We start from the raw sequence: 19,197 nt of genomic DNA, 5'->3' as shown, positions 1-19,197 counted from the left end.
ATATCAACTACCATATATGTACGTTAAAAGGGACTGCGAAGGAGAGCAGCATGAAAGAGCCGGTAATGCACCAAGGATTGAGATTGCTAAAACAACATATAGCTATAACGATAACCGTCGTCGCTATAATTTGCGCCGCCGTCATCTCTCTCGGCAATTTCCGCCCCACCAACCTGTATTATAGCTTCACATTTGCCTCCGCGCCATCAGAAAACAGTAAGGCTGTTTTCGCCTTCGACGCGGACAAGGGATATCCTTCCTCCTCCCGGCAAGAAGCCAGTGTGACCAGCCAACAGACGACCATCAGGGTCGACCCCCTCAATAACGATTCGACGACGCTGACGCTTACTGTCACAGGGACGGATGTTGAGGTCACGTCTTTCATCGCACATACGAACATACGAGGTCAGCATGATCATGTAGTGGCCGCCATATCAGGTTCTGAGTTGCAAAAAATCGCGCACGGGGACAAAACCACGTTCTCGCTCTCTGAGCAGCAAATCGCCAGCGTCGAGAAAAAAACCCGATTCCAATCCGAGACCAAGCTCTTCCTGCTAACGCTTCTGCTGGTTGCATATGTCATAACCATTCTGCGCGTCACTCTGTTCAGGAAAATATCTATCGTCCACTACGCTATTGGTGCAGTCGGAGCCATACTCGTCGGTTTCTTTATCTGCAACCTTTGGATCACCAGAAAAGGACTTGGTGCCGGTCACTACCCCTACCGACGAACAATCACCTTGTTACTGCTTCTTTGCCTCTCAATACTTGCGGTCAACTATATTGTCGGGGTCCGCGGCAACATACTCGCCAAAAGAGCAATGGCCATCATTGATTATGTGATAATCGAATCATATGCAATATTCCAATTCCCATTATTCACAAAATACCTTGGCGGATTTCCGGATGAGCAAGCCCACATCTCCTATATTGCGTTCTTGAAGTACCATGGAGGTCTAATTCCGGACTTCCCTGATATGCATATCTATCAAAGCAATACCTCGGCAGTTCTGATGGATTCCCCTCAGCAGTTCAATTATCTGGGGCATCCGCCGCTGTACTACCAGATAATGAAAACACTGGGCGGACTGAGCGTAAACGGTTCCGCAGTCACGTATAACTTGCTCTCTTTGAGATTGCTGTCCTTCTGCATCGGCCTTTTGGGAGTGACACTAATTTTTTACATCGGTTTTACTCGCATCAAACCGATTCCGCTTCTTCATCTATTATTCGCCGTGGCAGTAATCTCACCGGCAAATTTCGTATATGGATTGTGCGGGGTCTCCAACGACGCGCTGGCATTGCTAACCGTTAGCATCTTCATTTTGGGCATTATTCGCTTTTACGAGAAACGGTACGATATCCGGACTTATCTGCTTATCGCGATAGGCATCAGCAGCACCCTGTTGACCAAGCTGACCGCTGGAATGATTGTGGCGGTTATGAGTGTCCTGATTGTTGGGTACACACTTCTCATAGAGAAATCCTACAACGCTATCGTACGCAAGGAATTCCTTATCTCTGCGCCTATATATGTCTTCCCTATCTCCTATTTCGCAATGCTCTACGCAAAATTGCACACCATACAGCCAAGTTATGCAAAGTTCGCATTCGACGAATATGTCACCAGTGGCATGTACGTGCCTAACGACAACCGACAGGTCATGGCCATCACGGAATACATCCAATATTTCTTCACCAAATTCCTTGGAACTTGGTACGCGATAGCGGGTCATGTGGAAGTGCCGCGTAACGGAATCAAGCAGTTTGACATTAGTTCTATCGGTATGTTGCTTATCCTTTTAGCCCCCCTGACAGTCTTCTTCTATACAAAGAACAGGATGCAAAAATTCCTATCCATGGGAACGATTTCCGTCCTTATCGTAGTGACTTATCAGTTCATTACCGCCCTTAAAGGTTTCTACACCAATGGCTATCCCGGAGGCATACAAAGCAGGTACTACCTCTGTGCAATGGGCTTCTTCGCTCTAGCTCTCATATGGATGGTCTCGAAGCTCGTCGTTCCCTCCGATGAGACCTGCGAAGACCTCGGTTCTAGTCAGTCAAGCGTACTTCCCCGATTGACTGGAACCGGTACGCTAATATGCGTCGGACTCTCCACGTTGCTGATATGCGAAGGACTTGCCTCCTTCCTCTATCAGGCCGATACAATCAAGGGCTTCCTCCAATAACCGTCCTTTGGGAAAATGAATGATTTTGATGGTATCTTGGCGCATCCTCCATCAAAATCATTCATTTTCCCAAAGATGTGCCAGTGAACCGAGAAGCTAAATGCATGACTGGATTTCTTTATATGCCGGACTGATACACTGGAACCGTATGGCTAAAGACGCTCTGCGTATACGCTGCCAAGCGAAAATCCTACTTTTAAAATACCCGCTCGATGGAATAGGAGCACTGTGGCAAAGACCAATTCACGCCTCTCTACCGAGGGCCCAACAAAACCCTTTTCCATCAAGACCGTCAAAGTAAAAAACTTCAAGCAGTTCAAAGATATGACTGTGAAGTTTTCTGAAGGTATGAATATTCTCGTCGGAGACAATGGCACCGGCAAAACGACGATTCTTGAGGCAATCGAACTCGCTCTAAGCGGCCGGTATAGGGGAGAGCCGATTAGCCGATGCTTATCTGAATACTTGTTTTATAGAGAAGCTGTTGACGATTATCTCAGAGGTCTGGAAGACGGGACTAAAGTCGAGCTTCCCCAAATCACGGTGGAAATCTATCTAGATGGCGGAGACGATCGCGTCGCCCAAAAGCTACGCGGCTCCAATAACTCATCCCATGACAGGGGTGCATATGGGGTCAGACTTGAAATTGCTTTTGATGAAGCATTCGCCGACGAATATCACGAGCTTTCACAAAACGGAAACGTTACAAGTCTACCGATTGAGTATTATACTGTCAGACTTTTCAGTTTCGCCGATGAACTAATGACCACAAGACTGTTGCCCATTAAAACAGCGCTAATCAATCCATCCAGCGACCTCTTAGGGCATCGGTCAGAATTCCGCGCAACAAAAGCACTCTATGACTCTCTTGACGAACGGAATCGAGTAGCCCTCGCTCAGAGCTACCGCACTGCCTTGCGTAGCTATAAAACTGATGACGCCGTAGACACCGTGAATAAGGAGCTCGCCGGTAAAGCTCCCCTAGGGTCAGATGGCAATATAACCCTCGACGTTAACATGGGTACCCGTGATTCCTGGAAAAGCGAAGTCATAGTAAATGTTGAGGATATACCATATTCACACATTGGTTCCGGCATGCAATGCCGATTGATGTCCGAAGTCGCCCTTTTAGGTACTGCCGAAAAAGGCATCAGCATATTGCTCATCGAAGAACCGGAAAACCATCTTTCGCATGCCAATCTCAATGCGTTTCTTAAACGTTTGGACACCGCTACAGAGGATCGACAAATAATTGTTAGCACACACTCTAGTTTCGTTGCCAATAAACTCGGCTTAGACAATATCATTCTTTTGGGACGCGGCAATCATGGGGTAAGAATGGATTCACTCGGCAAGGATGATGGCAATTACTTCTCCTGCCTACCGGGGTATGACACACTACGTTTCGTCTTGTGCAATACCGCCGTTTTAGTCGAGGGCCCCTCCGACGAACTTATTTTCCAAAGAGCCTTCATGGATCGTCATGAAGGTAAATTGCCTATCGAATGCGGAGTAGACGTTATCTCAGTCGGCACCAGCTTCCGAAGGTTTCTTCCCATTGCCAAAGAACTGAAGCTCAACGTCGCGGTTATTACGGATAACGACGATAATCCAGAAGCCTTAGATGAAAGATACAAGGACTACGTCAGCGACTCAAGGATCATGGTCTGCTACGATGATGTCGCCGTCTCGAAGCCCGAAAACGTTCCATCAACAGAGAATAAGATTCGATGGAACACTCTTGAGGCCACTCTCCTACGGGCTAATAGCCTAGTCCATTTGAATTCCATTCTAGGAAAGGACTGTAGCCAAAACTATGAACTTCTCAAATGGATGGAGTCACACAAAACCGACTCGGCCCTCCTGATATTCAATAGCGAGAGGAAAATAGATTATCCCGAATACATAATGAAAGCTCTGACTTTTGTGGAAGGCAAACTTGACTAGTTGCAAAATAATCATAGCCGGCGCTGGCACTGGAAAAACAACATATCTCGTCAACCGCGCTCTGAAATGCGCCAATGCAGGTGGACATGTGCTCATGGCCACATATACGACCGCCAATCGTGAAGAAATCAGGAATAAGTTTATAATCAAAAACGGTGTTGTTCCCCACGGAGTTGATGTAATAACTTGGTTTTCTTTTTTGCTCCGAGACGGGGCAAGACCCTTTAGACACAGCGCAATTCCGGAACGCATAGAGGGCCTTCTTTTCGATAACGGCCAACCCGATACCGGACGAGCACGGAAAAACACACATCGTTACTACTGTGCGTCAACCGGGATCGCTCACTCAGGACGCCTCTCTGAAATAGTTTGCGAATGCAACGAACAGGCCAGGGGAGCCGTTGCAGATCGAATAGTCCATCAATACGATCTCATCCTTCTGGATGAAGTCCAAGATTTCGCCGGATACGACTTCCCTTTTATCAATATGCTCGCAAAAGCCGGTGGAAATATCGAGCTGGTAGGCGACCCTCGGCAGAGGACCTATTCAACAAATCACAATAAGAAGAACAAAAAATACGAAACCATTTTTGATTATGCACGTATAAGAATGCCCTATGCCGAAATCGATGAAGATTCATTAAACATCTCGTATAGGTGCCACGAGTCAGCTCTTAACATTGCCAACAGCCTTTATACGCAATATAAACCCCTCAAGTCCGGTGCTGCCGACCATAGCGGACATGATGGCATCTATCTCATAGAAGAATCCAAAGAACGTGAATATGTCAAACGATATAGACCAGCCCTTCTACGCTATGATGCGAGGACAAAGATATACTACGATTACGCTCCTATGAACATGGCTGCGACAAAGGGCATGACATTAAATCACGTCCTTATTTTTCCAACGCCGGGAATTAGGAAATGGCTAATCGACCCCAAAGCTGGCCTAGCTTCATCCACACGGGCCAGATTTTATGTGGCTCTTACCAGGGCAAGATATAGCGCAGCAATCGCTGTTCCCAAAAATTTCCATATGAAGTGCCCATTGATACCGCGTTGGACTCCTTCAGAGGAAAGGACACTTTTCTGAAACATCCATTGCCAAGCTACGTCTTCCTGAAAAATGGGGAACAGTGATTCGGGGGCAGATGATAAGTTTCATCCACCCCCGAAAATCTTCCAATCGCCAAATGGTTATCTATGCCTATGCCCCATACCAGGAGATACCTTCCTTGCTCCACCCTTGGGAGCCACGAAGCTCATACTCTTTCGCATTGGACGTGTAGAAATGCTCCTTGTTATGACCATTGTATAGACGGTAAATCGGCTTATTCCTAGAGGTACTGCTATACCAAGCAATTCCCTCGTATCGCCAACCACGAGTCTTCAATACATCACGCTCATGTACGGACCCAGTAAAGTGATGCTGCTTGATTCGCCCATTGTATAGACGGTGCACAGGCTGCCCCTTTTTATCCGAAGCCGCTATGCCAAGAACACCCTCATACTGCCAACCTCGAAGAACCAGCGTACGCATCTCGTTATAGCTCGATGTGTAATGATGAATCCTCACACCTCCGAGATACAAACGATAAATAGCGTTCGGAACCGCGGCCGGAACAGTAACCGTGTGATTACCAAACGCACTCATGTCCACATCACCGGGAACACCATTGATGCGTCCGCCGGCGCTGTACTGCCAGCCACGGTAGTTCATGGAGAAGTTGAACGTGTTACGGGCACCGTAGCTGGCGACCCACTGGGTCTTCGCATGGATGCTTGAGCTGTTCAGCGCGGTGTTGAGGTAATACACGTACGAGTACACAGCGAGATTGGTGTAGCCGGCGGACCTCATGGTCGCATACCAAGAGTTGACGATGCCCTCATACACCTTCGGGCTGGTCGGATGCTGGTGTCCGGTCCACGTCCAATCCTCAAGGTCATAGTAGACAGGGTAGGAAAGCGTGTTCGGCGAGACACCGGCCTTCTTCAGCTGGTTGACGATGTTCGTGGCCTCATGCGACGCGAACGTATTGTCATACGCGTACGAATACAGGTAGATACCGAACGGAATCTTCAGCCGCTTGCATTCGCTGATGTTGCGTAGGGCCTTGGCATCGAGCGCGGCGGTACCGTAGCCGATGCGGATGATGGCACCTTCGACGCCGGCGGCCTTGGCCTTGGCCCAGTCGATGTTGCCGTTGTGCTCGGAGACGTCGATCACGCCCTTGGCCTGCTGTGCGAACAGGTTGTTCTTGTAGTCGAAGAACGCGGGCGTGCCGTTGTACGTGCCCCAATGGGCACCGTACTCGTTGTTCGGCAGCTTGGCCGTGCGGACGGTGGGGGTGGTTGAATCCACGTATGACGAGGTGCCGGTCTGGCCTTCGACGCTCTCGCCTTCATCCTCCGTGGATTGGTCATTGGAATCGGACTGCGACTTATCCTGCGCGGTATCGTCACCGGATTGGGCATTATCGGAACCGGCATTGGAGTCGGAATCGGAGTTGCCGGACGGCTGCTCCACCGTCTTGCCGGCCTCCTCCATCTGGTCCTTGACCTCGTCCATCGGCACAGGGATGAACGACTTGCCGTCGGTCTTCGCCAACGGATCGGCAGGGGCATCCGCGGTACCGACGAGGTTCGGATCGGTGACCGTCTCACCGGTCTCGACGTTCTTCAGCTCACCGTCCGTCGTGCTCGCGTATTTCGGAGCCGTCATCACGTCATCATCGGAGATTTCGGCGCTCACCTTGTCGGGCAGGGCCACGCTCGGATTCTCCGGCACGGCATCCTGGGAAGCGACGGTCGTGCCCTCGCCCTGCGCCTGCAGTTGCGTCTCGTCGGCGGCGGCTGTCACCGCATAATCACTGATTGGACTGCCCTGGTCAGTCGCATTCAACACCTCGGCGTTCGCCATCACCGGCAACGACAGACCCGCCACTGCAACCACAGCCACGGCAGTCGTCAACCACCCACGATTCCTCATCAATTATTTCCCGTCTCTAAGGCCTCATATGTATCGCGCCAATCACCTGCCAAATATATCGCTAGGACATTGACGCCCTTTTAGCATACCCTCTATAGAAAAAGGGGGCATGTATCCTTATATACCAGTATGATACATTCCCTTATCTCCAAACTCATTCCTATCGCAACACAGGAAATTTCATACATGTCCCAGTCTTTGGCCGCTCAGCAAATATGACGATACCGGCAAAAATCCATTTCATGATTCATCGTGAAATAAACCATGGGGACAACTCAGCTTCGGCTTCTCTCTACTTCTTAACGAGGCATTTCATTCAGACGATCCAACAATGATTCTGCTTGCAAACGTGCAGTTGAGAAGAAATCAAACGCATCTGCAATCGCAGAGGTCACAGGTTTCAACGGTCTGGCGAGATTCCCGAATACACGCATCATTCCTATAGCCTGCTGCACCTCTTCAGAAAACGTAAATGATTGGATAATCCCATCAATGTTACCGCTAGCTGCTTCGATCTGCTGATTACGAACTCCTCCTACAGGCAGTTCTTCAATCTGATCCACATACAATCTCAGCATGTTAAAGTAATGTTCCCAAGCATTGGATATTCGCTCAATACTCGTGTTGAGTTTTGCCACATCATCTTGTGACTCCGCAGCAATTGCGCTACTCCAAGAGAGAAGCTTCTTCGCAGGAGCATTTGCCGGTATCGGATTATCATTAAACCGATTGACAATTCGCTGTATGTACTGAGAAAAATCATCAACATCCGCAAACTCAGCCTCAGCTTGTTGCAGTTCGGAAAGATAGTCACAATCTGATTCATTTTTTAAACTGGTTTCCTCGGTTTTTCCTACAGAAACTGTCGCCTGATCAATTTTCTTGTTCTGCTCATCAATCACTTTCCGCAATTCAATAACAATCTGACTAATACGCTGTTTGTATTCGCGTGAAGTCGGGTCGGCATAAACTAAATCTTCCACGGATAAATACTGGTGAGCATGAATAATGCTCCACACGGGATCTGTTCGATTTGGGGAAGGCAACTGCTCAACATCCTGCCAAATCATTGATAATATATCGTTCCCGCGCTTTTGTCCAGATTGCGCATTGAAGTTTATTATCTCTTTTCTGCACGCCTCGCTTTTTAAATACATTGGAGTAACCGCAGCCAACATTATGTTGGCTGAAGCAATATTGCTCTCCAAAGTCTTTCTCCAGTCAGCGCCCCAACGAATATTTTTATCGCTAATCAATTGCAGACGACCTCCATATTGGAAGGCATAACCCTTCACAAGAGCCTCAGCGAAATCCATAATGGCTCCGTTAAGATACTCATTATCTTGGTGTCGATAACTCAGAAAAATATTAGCGTCATACGTTCCGTCAAGATCTCCCCGAGTCAGCTCATCATCCTTACCACCAATTTCAGCAACCAAATGATTGTCCTTCTTTTTTGAGAAAATAAAACCATCGCTATCCCATAAAGCCGACACAGGAATAGCCCACATATCATCCGCAAACCGGACAATACGCCGACCGCAATAAACCACGTATCCTCTCTTGAAACGAGAATCCTTCGCTTTTAATTGAGCTAAGCCAGCAAAATCCTTTCTATCGACGGAATCATTTGATTTTACTTCGACACCAATAAGCTCATCATTGTGGACAAGCACCAAATCCACCTCCTTAGGCCTCGAACCTGGCTCCCGCCAATAAAATGCATCTGGACGCATGGCCGACCATTGAGCTTCAGGAACAATCTGGTTCACCACAAAAGATTCAAACAACTGCCCGAATAACACCCGGTCCAGCATGGGATTTTTCCCGCTCCGCAAAAAAGATTCAACCGCATATGCCGTATCGACAGGATGAATTTTCGCCCGTGTAAGCACTTGTCGATTTGCTGTCGTTCTCAAATTCGGCAAAGAAAAAACAAGAAACCGATTGATAAAAATACTCACGTACCGCTCCACAGTCCTTGCGTCAATATGAATGAGGTCCGCGGTTCTTTTAAGGTTCAAAATGCCGCCAGGCGTTGCTAAAAGCTCTTGCAAAACAGATTGAGCAATTGCCCTATCTAAACGCTCACCCGGTAATATAGTGTCACCCAGCACATTATCAATGTCATCTCGAATGGCCAGACTTCTTTCAGCGGACGACATAACGCTAGCGGTAGCTAAATATATAGGAAAACCACCAACAGACATATACCGCTGAATATCCTGCTTGGTCGACACCGAACGATAATTGGCATTAGGCTCACCATTCCATAGAATATCCACAATGCTGGTGGAAGAAATTCCATTGTATTCCCGTCTCGTAAGTGGCTTAAGAACGAAACGCCTCGAGCGTCGGGTCAAAGGATTTTGCCCACTTAGTTCATCGCGAGCTATAGAAGCAGAGCCCGTGAGTATAAACTGTGGCCCCTGATCCGAACTTGTATCAACAATCCCCTTAACAGCCAAGGGAAGACCGGGAATACGCTGGGCCTCGTCAATAACCACCGGTAAAGAAAGCGAATCCAGCCAGTCACTCACATGTCCTTTTGCATAGCTAAATGTCCGCTCATCGGCAAGAGAGACATAATTGAACTCCGACAGTTCACGCTGAGCCAGCATGGTCTTCCCTACGGCGCGAGCCCCCTCCAATATCAGTACTTTCTGATGAGCTCTCTTCAAGGTTTTTGCCAACGGTCGACTTATATACTTCATAAAATGAAATAATACTGCATAAGAAAAATAAAACAACATCAAATGCAGTAATCAAAATACACTGACCGTAGAAAAACTTTTTTGTAAGACTATTCTTCTCCGTGGAATCCCTATAACTCCAAATCGGACCCATCCCGTCGCACGGCCCCTGGCAAGGTGATATTAAAGCGTACGGAAAGCACACGAAGGACGACGACCAGTATGACGATGGCCACGTCCAACGCCATCTCCACATCCAAATTCCATGACCAGTGATCAACCGAGCGATATGCACATACCGTCAGTACGCATCCTACGAACGAGGGCACGGCATACCAGTGCCTGTCCCGGATAACGGCGGGGACCTCGCTGAGAATCATATCGCGAATCAATCCGCCGGCGAGCGCGGTGAACATGCCGAGGAATACCGATACCATGCCGGACATGCCATAGGCAAGTGATTTCGCGGTGCCGTTGACGGCGAACAGTCCCAGGCCCATGGCGTCGGTGATGATCATGGACCACCGCAGGTGCTCGATTTCCGGATGAGCGATTGCAACAACGATGCCGGACATCAGCGTCGTCAGTACCAGTCCTTTGTCGGCGATGCCGACCGGCGGCAATGCGCCGAGCAGGGTGTCGCGGATGATTCCTCCACCGAGCGCGGTCATCCATGCGGCCACGAGAATCGCGAACAGATCATATTGTTTTTTGACTGCGGAGAGCCCGCCGGATAGTCCGCAGCAGAATATGGCAAGATATTCGATGCCCATGAACACGGCATTGCTTTCCAACGCGACGGGTTGCATGGGCATCGCTCCTTCCGATGCGGAACTACGCGTCCAGGTCGAGTTCGGCGCTGCGGCCGTGTGCCTTCTGTACGACAAGCACTATCACACCGATGACGAACCAGATTCCACCAACCGCGAGTGCGCTCACATTGGCGTGGATGAGCACGTATACGAGAATCACGAAACCGATCAGGGGGAACAGGCCCTTGGCGATGTACGCTTTCTCATGCTTGCGGAAGAGGAACAGCGCGATGACGGAGAGGTTCAGCAGTGCGAACGACGAGAGCGCGCCAACGTTCACCAGCGAAGAAATCATGGAGACGTCGCCGACGAAGATGAATCCGAGCACGAGCGTAATGCCGCCGACCAGCAGGGTGGCGTTGCGCGGGACCTTGTGCTTCGGGGAGACCTGGCCGAGGAATCCGGGCAGCATCCGATCACGGCCCATGGAGAACAGCACACGAGAGACCGCGGCCTGCGAGGTGAGCACGTTGCCCACGGCGGAGAGTACGGATACGCCGGCCGCGCACGCGACCTTGAGCGGGGTTCCGCCGACCATATACGCCACGTCGAAGAACGCCTCATTGGTGGCGTTGCCATCGGCGAAGCTCTGTACGTCGGGCACAAGCCAGGTGGCGAGCGCAGTGAGCGCCACGAAGCAGAAGATGACGATGAACAGGGAGATGATGATGGCGCGGCCGACCGCCTTGCCACCGCCCTTGGCCTCCTCCGACAACGTGGAGATGGCGTCGAAGCCGAGGAAGTTCAGCGCCGCCACGGAGATGGCGGTGAAGACGAAGTCTACGGAGAAGCTGGATGAGTCATAGAACGGACGGGCGGAGAAGTGCGCGCCGTTGACGCCTTTCATCACTGCGGCCGTGGCGAACCAGACGAACAGCACGAAAACGATGATCTGGCAGAGCAGCAGTATCTTGTCGAGGCTGTCGGCCCATTTGATGCCCATGCAGTTCGCGGTGGTGGAGAGCGCGATATACAGCACCACCCAGATGATCTGCGGCACGGCGGGGAGGATGGAGTGCATGGCCACGGCGCCGAGCACCGACGCCAAGGTCGGGAACAGCAGGTAGTCAAGCAGGATCAACCACCCGGAGAGGAATCCCACCTGCTTACCGAGGCCGGCGCCCACGTAGGAGTATACGGAACCGGCTGTGGGGATGGTGTTCGCCATGATGCGGTATGACATGGCGGTAAACAGCATGGCGATGAATCCGATGATGTAGGTCAGGGCGACCATGCCGTGGGAGAGGTTGAACACGACGCCGAAGATGGACATCGGTGCGATGGGCACGATGAACACGAGGCCGTATACGACCAGTGCCGATGTGGGGAGGGAACGTTTCAGCTCCTGCTTGTAGCCCTGGCTTTCCAACGCCTGCTCGGCGGAGCTGACTGTGGATTGTCCGTGTTCCGTGGTCGGTGTGTTTGCAGACATGATGACTCCTTACTGCTGTCATGCAGTCAATCGTTGCGGGAGAGGAATTGGGAGACGGCTCGAAGCGTGGGTTCGGGATTCTCGAGGTGGGGCACGTGCGAGGCATCGGGGATCCAGCATTGTTCGACGTCGGGGATGCCGTTGATGAATGGCGCGACGGTTTCGGCGTCGACCTGATCGTGTTCGCCGGCGATAATCAACGTTGGGACAGTGATGCGTGCGGCGTCGTCGCTGCGGTCCCAATCGTGCAACGACCCGGTGGGCATGAACTCATATGGCCCCCACATCACATCGTAGGTGTGGCCGTCGTTTTCGGATTCAGCGTCCGAGACGGCCAGGCATTCCGGTTTCGGCGAGAAATCCCCAAGATGGCGGCGATAATACTCGTCCTTGGCCTCGATGAATGCCGGGGCCGTGAAGTCCCCGGTACGGTCGGCTTCGCGCAATGCCTCCTGCTGCTCCGGGCTTTGCAATTCCCACAGTTTCCTGGCGGTGTGCGACCACAGGGGAATCGACGCCGGGGCACTGGCGATGACAAGCGAGCGCAATCCGTGGCCGATGCCGTTCCTCAAGGCGTGTTCGACGGCGAGCATACCGCCCCATGAGTGCCCGAGCACATGGTATTCACGCAATCCGAGATGTTCAATCAGCGCCTGCAGTTGATCGGCGAACAGATCGACGGTGAAGAACTCCTCCCCTCTGCGAGGGAAGTGCGAGGAACGCGCGCATCCGACCTGATCGTAATGAATAATCGTTCGACCGGAAGCGGCAAGACCGGCATAGGGCAGAAGATAGTCGTGGCCCGCGCCGGGACCGCCGTGCAATACGACGAGCGGAGCTTTGCCGCAAGACAGGCCCGCAGCGCCCGGAGTCACGCGGTACCAGGTGCGGTATCCGTCATGGATGAATTCGCCGGCATGGTATCCGGCCTGCGTATACGCATTCGATAGCATCATGAGCCTCGATTCCGCCGTCTATTCCTGCGCCAGCCATGAAACGATGCCATCGAACAGGCGCTGGTAGCCCGGCCAGTTCATGAACTCCTCCGGCGCCCAATGCGGGGAGATGTCGGATGCGAAGGCCACGGACCTGCCCTTGCCGAACGTCTTGGTCACCAGCATCGGGTCTTCTTCGACACTGGCTAGAACCTGGGCATCGTCGTCGGCCTCCAACTTTTGATATCCCAATACGAAAGGCCATTGCCGGTCCAATCCCTCGGTGATCGGATGCACGACGTCGGTGAGTTCGGGGTTGACGCCTTCCGGCGCCTCCACGCGATCGTCCCAATGCGCGATTCGCACCGGAAGCGCTTCCTCGACGGGCGTTCCGGCATAGTTGGCCATGCCTTGGAATCCTTGGAACGAGAGATAGCCGCCGGCCATGAGAAGACCGCCTCCGCCACGAACCCAGTCGCGAATCAGCTTGAGACGGTTGGGCATGCGGTGTCCTTCCTCGAACACCTCCGGTGAAAGCAGCAACGTGTTGGCTCCGACGTCGGACAAGATCAGCACATCGTAGGCATCAAGCTCATCGATGGTGTATGGGAAATCAGTCGACACATCATGCGATCGCATGTGTGTGACATTATGACCAGCGTTGCGCAACGCTTCCAGCAGTTTTGCGCAACCAATATGCACCTGCGTATGAGGGAAATGATCGAACCCCTTGTGGTCGACCACGTCGCTCACCCACGATTCCCCGGCCAATAGTACGTTTGCCATGACATCCTCCTTCATCAATTGTTGCGCTACGGTGCGCATCAATTACTATGAAGTCTACCCACAATCTAACGCAACACGCACGTAACATTGTTTTCCGTTACGGAATTTCATTGCGCAACGTTTCATCCATAACAAGGAAAGGCACGTATGTCAGAGCATGGCAAGGCCGCCATACCATCAAGCGACAACAATCACGACAGCCGCTCCAGCCGGCACCGCCTCTCACGGACCGCCATCGGCCCCGATGAATCATCCACGCAGGGCCGCAGCGGATTCACGGATGGTCAACGACAGCGGCAATTTGATGTTCGCACCCTTCGACGCCGAGGATCCGATGCCGACATCCCCCTGCGTCAACAAGCCGATCGCACAATCCGCCATATCCTCAATCGGCTGCACCAACGTCGTCAGGCTCGGACGCAGCCATTGGCCGATGGCGATGCCATCGCATCCGATAATCGACAAGTCCTCCGGAATACGGATGCCATACTGCTTGCACACCGACAGCACGCCAATCGCCACGATGTCCGACCCGGCGAACACGGCGGTCGGTCGGTCGTCATGCTGCAGCAGATACGGAAAGACGCTGGCGCCGTATTCCTCGGTATAGGGACCCGAATACAGCAGCGAGGAATCGAATTCGATACCGGCGTTCTCCAACGCGGCCCTATACCCGCGCAGACGTTCGGATGCCGTGCTCAGCATGGCCGGACCGGAGATATGGGCAATGCGTCGGTGACCCAACGAAATCAGATAAGACGTGGCCTGATACGCACCGGCGAAATTATCGACCGTCACCGTATTTGGATGGGACAACGCCGGTATGGTCACATCCTCATCAAGCAGGACAAGTTTCGTCGGACTCGAGGCGAGATGATTCAGCGCACGATTGGTGCGATGCATACCGGCGTAGATGAGCCCATCGAATCTGCCGGAATCCACTACATGCTCCACCAGTTTGAGCTCATGGCTTGCCTGCCGGCCTGACACCATGACCTCCAGAATGCGTCCCGCAGCCTGCGCGCTGTTCGCCAATGCGGCGCTCAGCGCGGAATAGAACGGATTGGTGAGCTCGGGGACGATGAGCGCGATGGTGTCGGTCTCCGGAACCCGTGATGACAAATCATATCCCAACGACTGCGCGGCACGCTGAATCTTCGCGGCGGTCTCGTTCCTGATGCTCAGATGCCCCTTGACATATCGGGAGACAGTCGAGGGGGAGACCCCCGCCTTCTTCGCAACCTGAGTAAGAGACGCCACCGTATAACCTCGCTCGTCGTTTTCTTTTGGTCTGCTTCCAAGGCTCATGGCATTGCGCAACGCCATGCAATCCGATATACAGAATACGCCAAGACTCATGACACGAGACGGCGACGCCTTCGCCACCATCAGGGAACCGCTATCGTTGCGCTGGACCGCGATGCAAAATCTGATGAATCGCAACGCAAAAATAAAAATGGCTCCCCGCAATCATCGCAATCATGAGGGGAGCCGTGGATAGATTCCGGATATGTTCCGGATATATGGACCATTCGGCCCCAACTGGGGCCGAATCAGTCGGACTAGTCGCGCTTGAAGAGGTCGCGGGTGTAGACCTTGTCCTCGACGTCGGCGAGGTCGGCATTCCAACGGTTGGCGACGATCACGTCGGCGCGCTGCTTGAAGGATTCGAGATCGTGCGTGACCTCGCTGCCGAAGAAGTCGGGGTCATCAAGCGTGGGCTCGTAGACGACGACTTCGATGCCACGGGACTTGATGCGCTTCATCACGCCCTGGATGGCGGACTGGCGGAAGTTGTCGGAACCGGACTTCATGGTCAGACGGTAGACGCCGACGACCGGCTTCTTCACGCCCTTGACGCGCTCCTCGATCTCGGTGGCGATGAAGTCCTTGCGAGTGCGGTTCGCATCCACGATGGCGCCGATGAGGTTCTGCGGCACGTCGGAGTAGTTGGCGAGCAGCTGCTTGGTGTCCTTCGGCAGGCAGTAGCCGCCGTAGCCGAAGCTCGGGTTGTTGTAGTCGTTGCGGATGCGCGGGTCGAGGCAGACGCCGTCGATGATCTCGCGGGTGGAAAGGCCGCGGCTCTCGGCGTAGGTGTCGAGCTCGTTGAAGTAGGCGACGCGCAGCGCCAGATACGTGTTGGCGAACAGCTTGATGGCCTCGGCCTCGGTGGTGCCGACCACGAGCTGCGGGATGCCCTTCGAGCCGTCCGGGTTGGTGCGCTCGGTCTCGCCTTCGGCGGCGCCGTGGGCAAGCAGGTTCACGAAGGTCTTCGCGGCCTCCACGGCCTCCGGGTCGTCCTGCGGGGCGCCGGCGACGATGCGCGACGGGTGCAGGTTGTCGTACAGGGCATGGCCCTCGCGCAGGAACTCCGGGGAGAACAGGATGCGCTTGTCGCCGAGCTTCTCACGCAGCTGCTGCGTGTAGCCGACCGGAATCGTGGACTTGATGACGATCCAGGCCGTCGGATCGACCTCGCGAATCGCGGCGATCGCGGCCTCGACGCTGGACGTGTCGAAATAGTTCTTGTGCGGATCGTAGTTCGTCGGCGTGGCCACGACGGCGAACTCGGCGCCCGTATACGCCTGCTTGGCGTCCAACGTGGCGGTGAAGTTCAGCGGACGTTCGCCCGAGGTGTTGCCGTCCAGGAACTCCGTGATCTCCTTGTCGACGATCGGGCTCTTGCCATTATTGAGCAGCTCGACCTTCTCGGGGACGATATCGAGCGCATGCACCTCATTGTGCTGCGACAGCAGCAGCGCCACGGACAGGCCGACATAGCCGGTTCCGGCAACGGCAATCTTCATTGCAAATACCTTTCTTGACACACTTTCGGCCCCGCACCTTGGCGAAACCCCACGGTTGCCATGATAGTAGCGTCGCAGACCGTGTGGTCCGATATTTTCCGCCGAACCGGCAATCCGCCACAATCGTCCTTGATGTTGATTGACTTCGGGGGTGCCGACGATAGAATCGAAACAGGCGAAGGAAATCACAGAACACGCCATAGAGGTTGTCTTCTCTCCCCCAATCGCATGGGTTTTCGGCGGCATGACGCCGCCGAACGCGGGGTATTCCAAGCGGCGCAACGATGCGCGGCGGGGAATATCCGAACGGCGAACATGCGGGAGGGGATTCGAATGCGACCGGTCATGGCATCGACGGACCCCAAGACCACGACGAAAGGAACGACGACCGCAGCACCAGCCACCCGAGCCTGACGATCCAAAGGAGGAATCATGTCGTACACCATCACGCAACCGAACCCGGCAACCGGTTCGGTAATCTCATTGAGCGAGATCTTCGTCACCATCAACATGGGGGTGAACGCCATCCCCCACCCCGGCGGGTACGCGCTCTCGGAACACCATAATCTCGACGTGGGCGGAGGATTCGCACTGCTCAAGGCCGCGAGCCGCATGGGCGCGGCGGCCGAGCATGCGGGCATCGTAGGCAACGGCGTATGGGGGTCGATCATCCGCAAGGCGATGGCGACCGAAGGCATCACACATACGGGACTGGACCGGCTCGACGAGGACTCCGGATTCCGCGTGCTGCTCAGCGACGGCGGACGGCGCAAGACGCTGATCGCCACGTTCGGCGCGGAAGCGCACGGCAATCCCGACGCGTTCGACATGATACGGCCGCGGTCGCATGACGTGGTGCACATCAGCGGCAACACGCTGACGAACCGCACGGCGAGCGCCGTGTACGCATTCCTGCGGCGCGAGGACGAGCATTGGAACGACTATCCGGCCGGGGCGCTGGGTCTCATGAGAGACGGCGGCGATGACGGCGGCGGCAGTGCGGTCGGTGACGGCGTGGTCGGTGACGGCGTGGCGACCAACGGGCATCGGCGCTATCAGATGGTGTTCAACCCCACCGGCGCGCTGATGCAGCATGTGAACGAGTCGCTGTTGGAGACGCTGGTGCTGGATCGGCCGATCTGGTCGTGCAACAAGCAGGAGGCGCGCATCATCGCGCACCGTCTGGGAGCGCCGATCACCGAGCCGGAGCCGATCACGGTGAACGGCAACACGGACGCCGCGATGCCGGAACTGTGCGAGATGGTGGGAGAGATCCTCAAGGCGCCGCTGATCGTACGCACGGGGTCGACCGGCGCATGGCTGTGGGAACCGGACGGCGACGGCGCCGTGCACATCCCGGGGCATGCGGTGAAGGCCGTGCACATGCAATCGGCGGGCAGCTGCCACACGGGCGCGTTGTGCGCGATGCTGGCGCGCGGGGCCTCGCTGACGGAGGCGGTGCGCGTGGCCAATGCGGCGTCGGCTCTGGCCGTGGAACGGGCCGACGGGAACCTCGGCGGCGAACCGGAATGCCCGAACTATGAGGAGGCACTTTCGCTGGCGAACCGGGAACTGCGGTAGCGGGCGGACGGCGTTATTGCGCGATTCACTCTTTTTCGGCCGGTCCAAAGAGTGAATCGCAAACGCACAATATCGAGCACACAAGTCCGCAAGGTGTGCGGGTCCCGCTGATTCTGCGTTCGTTCGCGCAAACTCCGGTTCACTCTTTGCGCCCCCATGAAAAGAGTGAACCGGCCACTGCACACGACACGCCGACAACACGCCGCATTGGCATTTCCCAAACCTCATGCTATTCTATTCGAGTTGCCTGAATTCATCACTTGTGATGAGTTTTGCGCAGTGGAGGATTCGCCTAGTGGTCTATGGCGCACGCTTGGAAAGCGTGTTGGGTGCAAGCCCTCACGAGTTCGAATCTCGTATCCTCCGCCAGTAGGGTTTCCGGAGATTTCCGGAAACCCTTTTTCATTGTCAAAAAGCCGCTGAAACGGCGGAATTCCGGTGTTTTCCGGCTGTTGGGCGGGCGGTGCCATGATTCCGTCGACAAGCCGTGCACGACCGTGTTTCACGCGCAATACGTGAGCGTCTACGTGAGCGTTTTTCGAGCCACTGGACGCACTCACGCCATCACCCACTGTCCGTGACCGCGGGCGAAACCCTCAAAGTATTGACTCACTCGCCTCACGCCCGGATGATGGTAGGCATGAACATCAAGGTGAAACGCATCTATGACGAGCCGGAACCCGACGACGGCTACAGGATTCTGGTGGACCGCCTGTGGCCGCGTGGCATGAGCAGGCAGCGAGCCGCCCTTGACCTGTGGATGAAGGACATCGCGCCATCGTCCGAACTTCGCACATGGTTCGGGCACGACCCGGCACGTTTCTCGGAGTTCTCCCAGCGGTATCGGGAGGAATTGGACGCCAATGCAGAAGCGGTTGCATCCTTGCTCGACATCATCCTGACCCATGAGACCGTCACGCTCCTATACGCAGCCAAAAATCCACTGATTAATCATGCGGTCGTCCTGCGCGACTACATGGCCGGCATTGCGAACTGCCGGTGACGGCGACAACCAGCCAG

General features: G+C 54.0%; 13 protein-coding genes and 1 tRNA gene. 6 read left to right on the top strand and 8 right to left on the bottom strand.

Going from position 1 to position 19,197, the window contains the following annotated elements:
* Positions 1-50: 50 nt before the first annotated feature.
* The 3 genes from KIH77_RS01640 to KIH77_RS01630 all read left to right on the top strand — a co-directional run bounded on the left by KIH77_RS01640 (position 51) and on the right by KIH77_RS01630 (position 5,235).
* Positions 51-2,192, top strand: coding sequence for a glycosyltransferase family protein (locus KIH77_RS01640; RefSeq protein WP_219099360.1), 2,142 nt, complete (start codon positions 51-53; stop codon positions 2,190-2,192).
* Positions 2,193-2,420: 228 nt separating this feature from the next.
* Positions 2,421-4,139 (top strand): ATP-dependent nuclease, encoded by a 1,719-nt coding sequence (locus tag KIH77_RS01635; protein ID WP_219099359.1) that lies wholly within the window; start codon positions 2,421-2,423, stop codon positions 4,137-4,139.
* Complete coding sequence (locus KIH77_RS01630; RefSeq protein ID WP_219099358.1) at positions 4,132-5,235, top strand: UvrD-helicase domain-containing protein; 1,104 nt, start codon at positions 4,132-4,134, stop codon at positions 5,233-5,235. Before KIH77_RS01635 ends, KIH77_RS01630 begins: the two co-directional genes overlap by 8 nt.
* A 114-nt stretch (positions 5,236-5,349) precedes the next feature.
* Here KIH77_RS01630 and KIH77_RS01625 read toward each other — a convergent pair whose 3' ends face one another.
* From KIH77_RS01625 to KIH77_RS01590, 8 genes are all read right to left on the bottom strand, one after another.
* A complete protein-coding gene (locus tag KIH77_RS01625) occupies positions 5,350-7,062 on the bottom strand; it encodes a glycoside hydrolase family 25 protein (RefSeq protein ID WP_236024406.1) in 1,713 nt (570 codons plus the stop codon).
* Between the two features lie 368 nt (positions 7,063-7,430).
* Positions 7,431-9,845, bottom strand: coding sequence for a DUF4143 domain-containing protein (locus tag KIH77_RS01620; protein WP_274607427.1), 2,415 nt, complete (start codon positions 9,843-9,845; stop codon positions 7,431-7,433).
* A gap of 110 nt (positions 9,846-9,955) precedes the next feature.
* Positions 9,956-10,633, bottom strand: a complete 678-nt coding sequence (locus tag KIH77_RS01615; protein WP_219099355.1) for a trimeric intracellular cation channel family protein — start codon at positions 10,631-10,633, stop codon at positions 9,956-9,958.
* 25 nt (positions 10,634-10,658) lie between these two features.
* A complete protein-coding gene (locus KIH77_RS01610) occupies positions 10,659-12,068 on the bottom strand; it encodes an APC family permease (RefSeq protein ID WP_219099354.1) in 1,410 nt (469 codons plus the stop codon).
* Between the two features lie 26 nt (positions 12,069-12,094).
* Positions 12,095-13,024 carry a proline iminopeptidase-family hydrolase gene (locus tag KIH77_RS01605; RefSeq protein WP_219099353.1) on the bottom strand — a complete coding sequence of 310 codons (930 nt, stop codon included), beginning with the start codon at positions 13,022-13,024 and terminating at the stop codon, positions 12,095-12,097.
* Positions 13,025-13,042: 18 nt separating this feature from the next.
* Positions 13,043-13,828 (bottom strand): glutamine amidotransferase, encoded by a 786-nt coding sequence (locus KIH77_RS01600; RefSeq protein ID WP_236024389.1) that lies wholly within the window; start codon positions 13,826-13,828, stop codon positions 13,043-13,045.
* Between the two features lie 210 nt (positions 13,829-14,038).
* A complete protein-coding gene (locus tag KIH77_RS01595; protein ID WP_219099352.1) occupies positions 14,039-15,259 on the bottom strand; it encodes a LacI family DNA-binding transcriptional regulator in 1,221 nt (406 codons plus the stop codon).
* Between the two features lie 92 nt (positions 15,260-15,351).
* Positions 15,352-16,596, bottom strand: a complete 1,245-nt coding sequence (locus KIH77_RS01590) for a nucleotide sugar dehydrogenase (RefSeq protein ID WP_219099351.1) — start codon at positions 16,594-16,596, stop codon at positions 15,352-15,354.
* 432 nt (positions 16,597-17,028) lie between these two features.
* On the opposite strand from KIH77_RS01590, the gene KIH77_RS01585 reads away from it, so the two are divergent.
* The 3 genes from KIH77_RS01585 (at position 17,029) to KIH77_RS01575 (ending at position 19,180) form a co-directional block, all read left to right on the top strand.
* Complete coding sequence (locus KIH77_RS01585) at positions 17,029-18,177, top strand: PfkB family carbohydrate kinase (protein WP_219099350.1); 1,149 nt, start codon at positions 17,029-17,031, stop codon at positions 18,175-18,177.
* Between the two features lie 281 nt (positions 18,178-18,458).
* A tRNA-Ser gene (locus tag KIH77_RS01580) sits at positions 18,459-18,546 on the top strand.
* Between the two features lie 271 nt (positions 18,547-18,817).
* Positions 18,818-19,180 carry a DUF488 domain-containing protein gene (locus KIH77_RS01575; RefSeq protein WP_219099349.1) on the top strand — a complete coding sequence of 121 codons (363 nt, stop codon included), beginning with the start codon at positions 18,818-18,820 and terminating at the stop codon, positions 19,178-19,180.
* Positions 19,181-19,197 lie beyond the last annotated feature (17 nt).

It is taken from the genome of Bifidobacterium pluvialisilvae (genome assembly GCF_019331695.1).
In the GTDB taxonomy this organism is placed as follows: Bacteria; Actinomycetota; Actinomycetes; order Actinomycetales; family Bifidobacteriaceae; genus Galliscardovia; species Galliscardovia pluvialisilvae.
This window is presented reverse-complemented; position numbering and strand designations above follow the sequence as displayed.

Bases quoted from the DNA above. Each gene is read 5' to 3' on its own strand.
- KIH77_RS01640 (WP_219099360.1), top strand. From the start codon at position 51: ATGAAAGAGCCGGTAATGCACCAAGGATTGAGATTGCTAAAACAACAT.
- KIH77_RS01625 (WP_236024406.1), bottom strand. From the start codon at position 7,062: ATGGCGAACGCCGAGGTGTTGAATGCGACTGACCAGGGCAGTCCAATC.
- KIH77_RS01620 (WP_274607427.1), bottom strand. From the start codon at position 9,845: ATGAAGTATATAAGTCGACCGTTGGCAAAAACCTTGAAGAGAGCTCAT.
- KIH77_RS01615 (WP_219099355.1), bottom strand. From the start codon at position 10,633: ATGCAACCCGTCGCGTTGGAAAGCAATGCCGTGTTCATGGGCATCGAA.
- KIH77_RS01610 (WP_219099354.1), bottom strand. From the start codon at position 12,068: ATGTCTGCAAACACACCGACCACGGAACACGGACAATCCACAGTCAGC.
- KIH77_RS01605 (WP_219099353.1), bottom strand. From the start codon at position 13,024: ATGATGCTATCGAATGCGTATACGCAGGCCGGATACCATGCCGGCGAA.
- KIH77_RS01600 (WP_236024389.1), bottom strand. From the start codon at position 13,828: ATGCGCACCGTAGCGCAACAATTGATGAAGGAGGATGTCATGGCAAAC.
- KIH77_RS01590 (WP_219099351.1), bottom strand. From the start codon at position 16,596: ATGAAGATTGCCGTTGCCGGAACCGGCTATGTCGGCCTGTCCGTGGCG.
- KIH77_RS01585 (WP_219099350.1), top strand. From the start codon at position 17,029: ATGTCGTACACCATCACGCAACCGAACCCGGCAACCGGTTCGGTAATC.
- KIH77_RS01575 (WP_219099349.1), top strand. From the start codon at position 18,818: ATGAACATCAAGGTGAAACGCATCTATGACGAGCCGGAACCCGACGAC.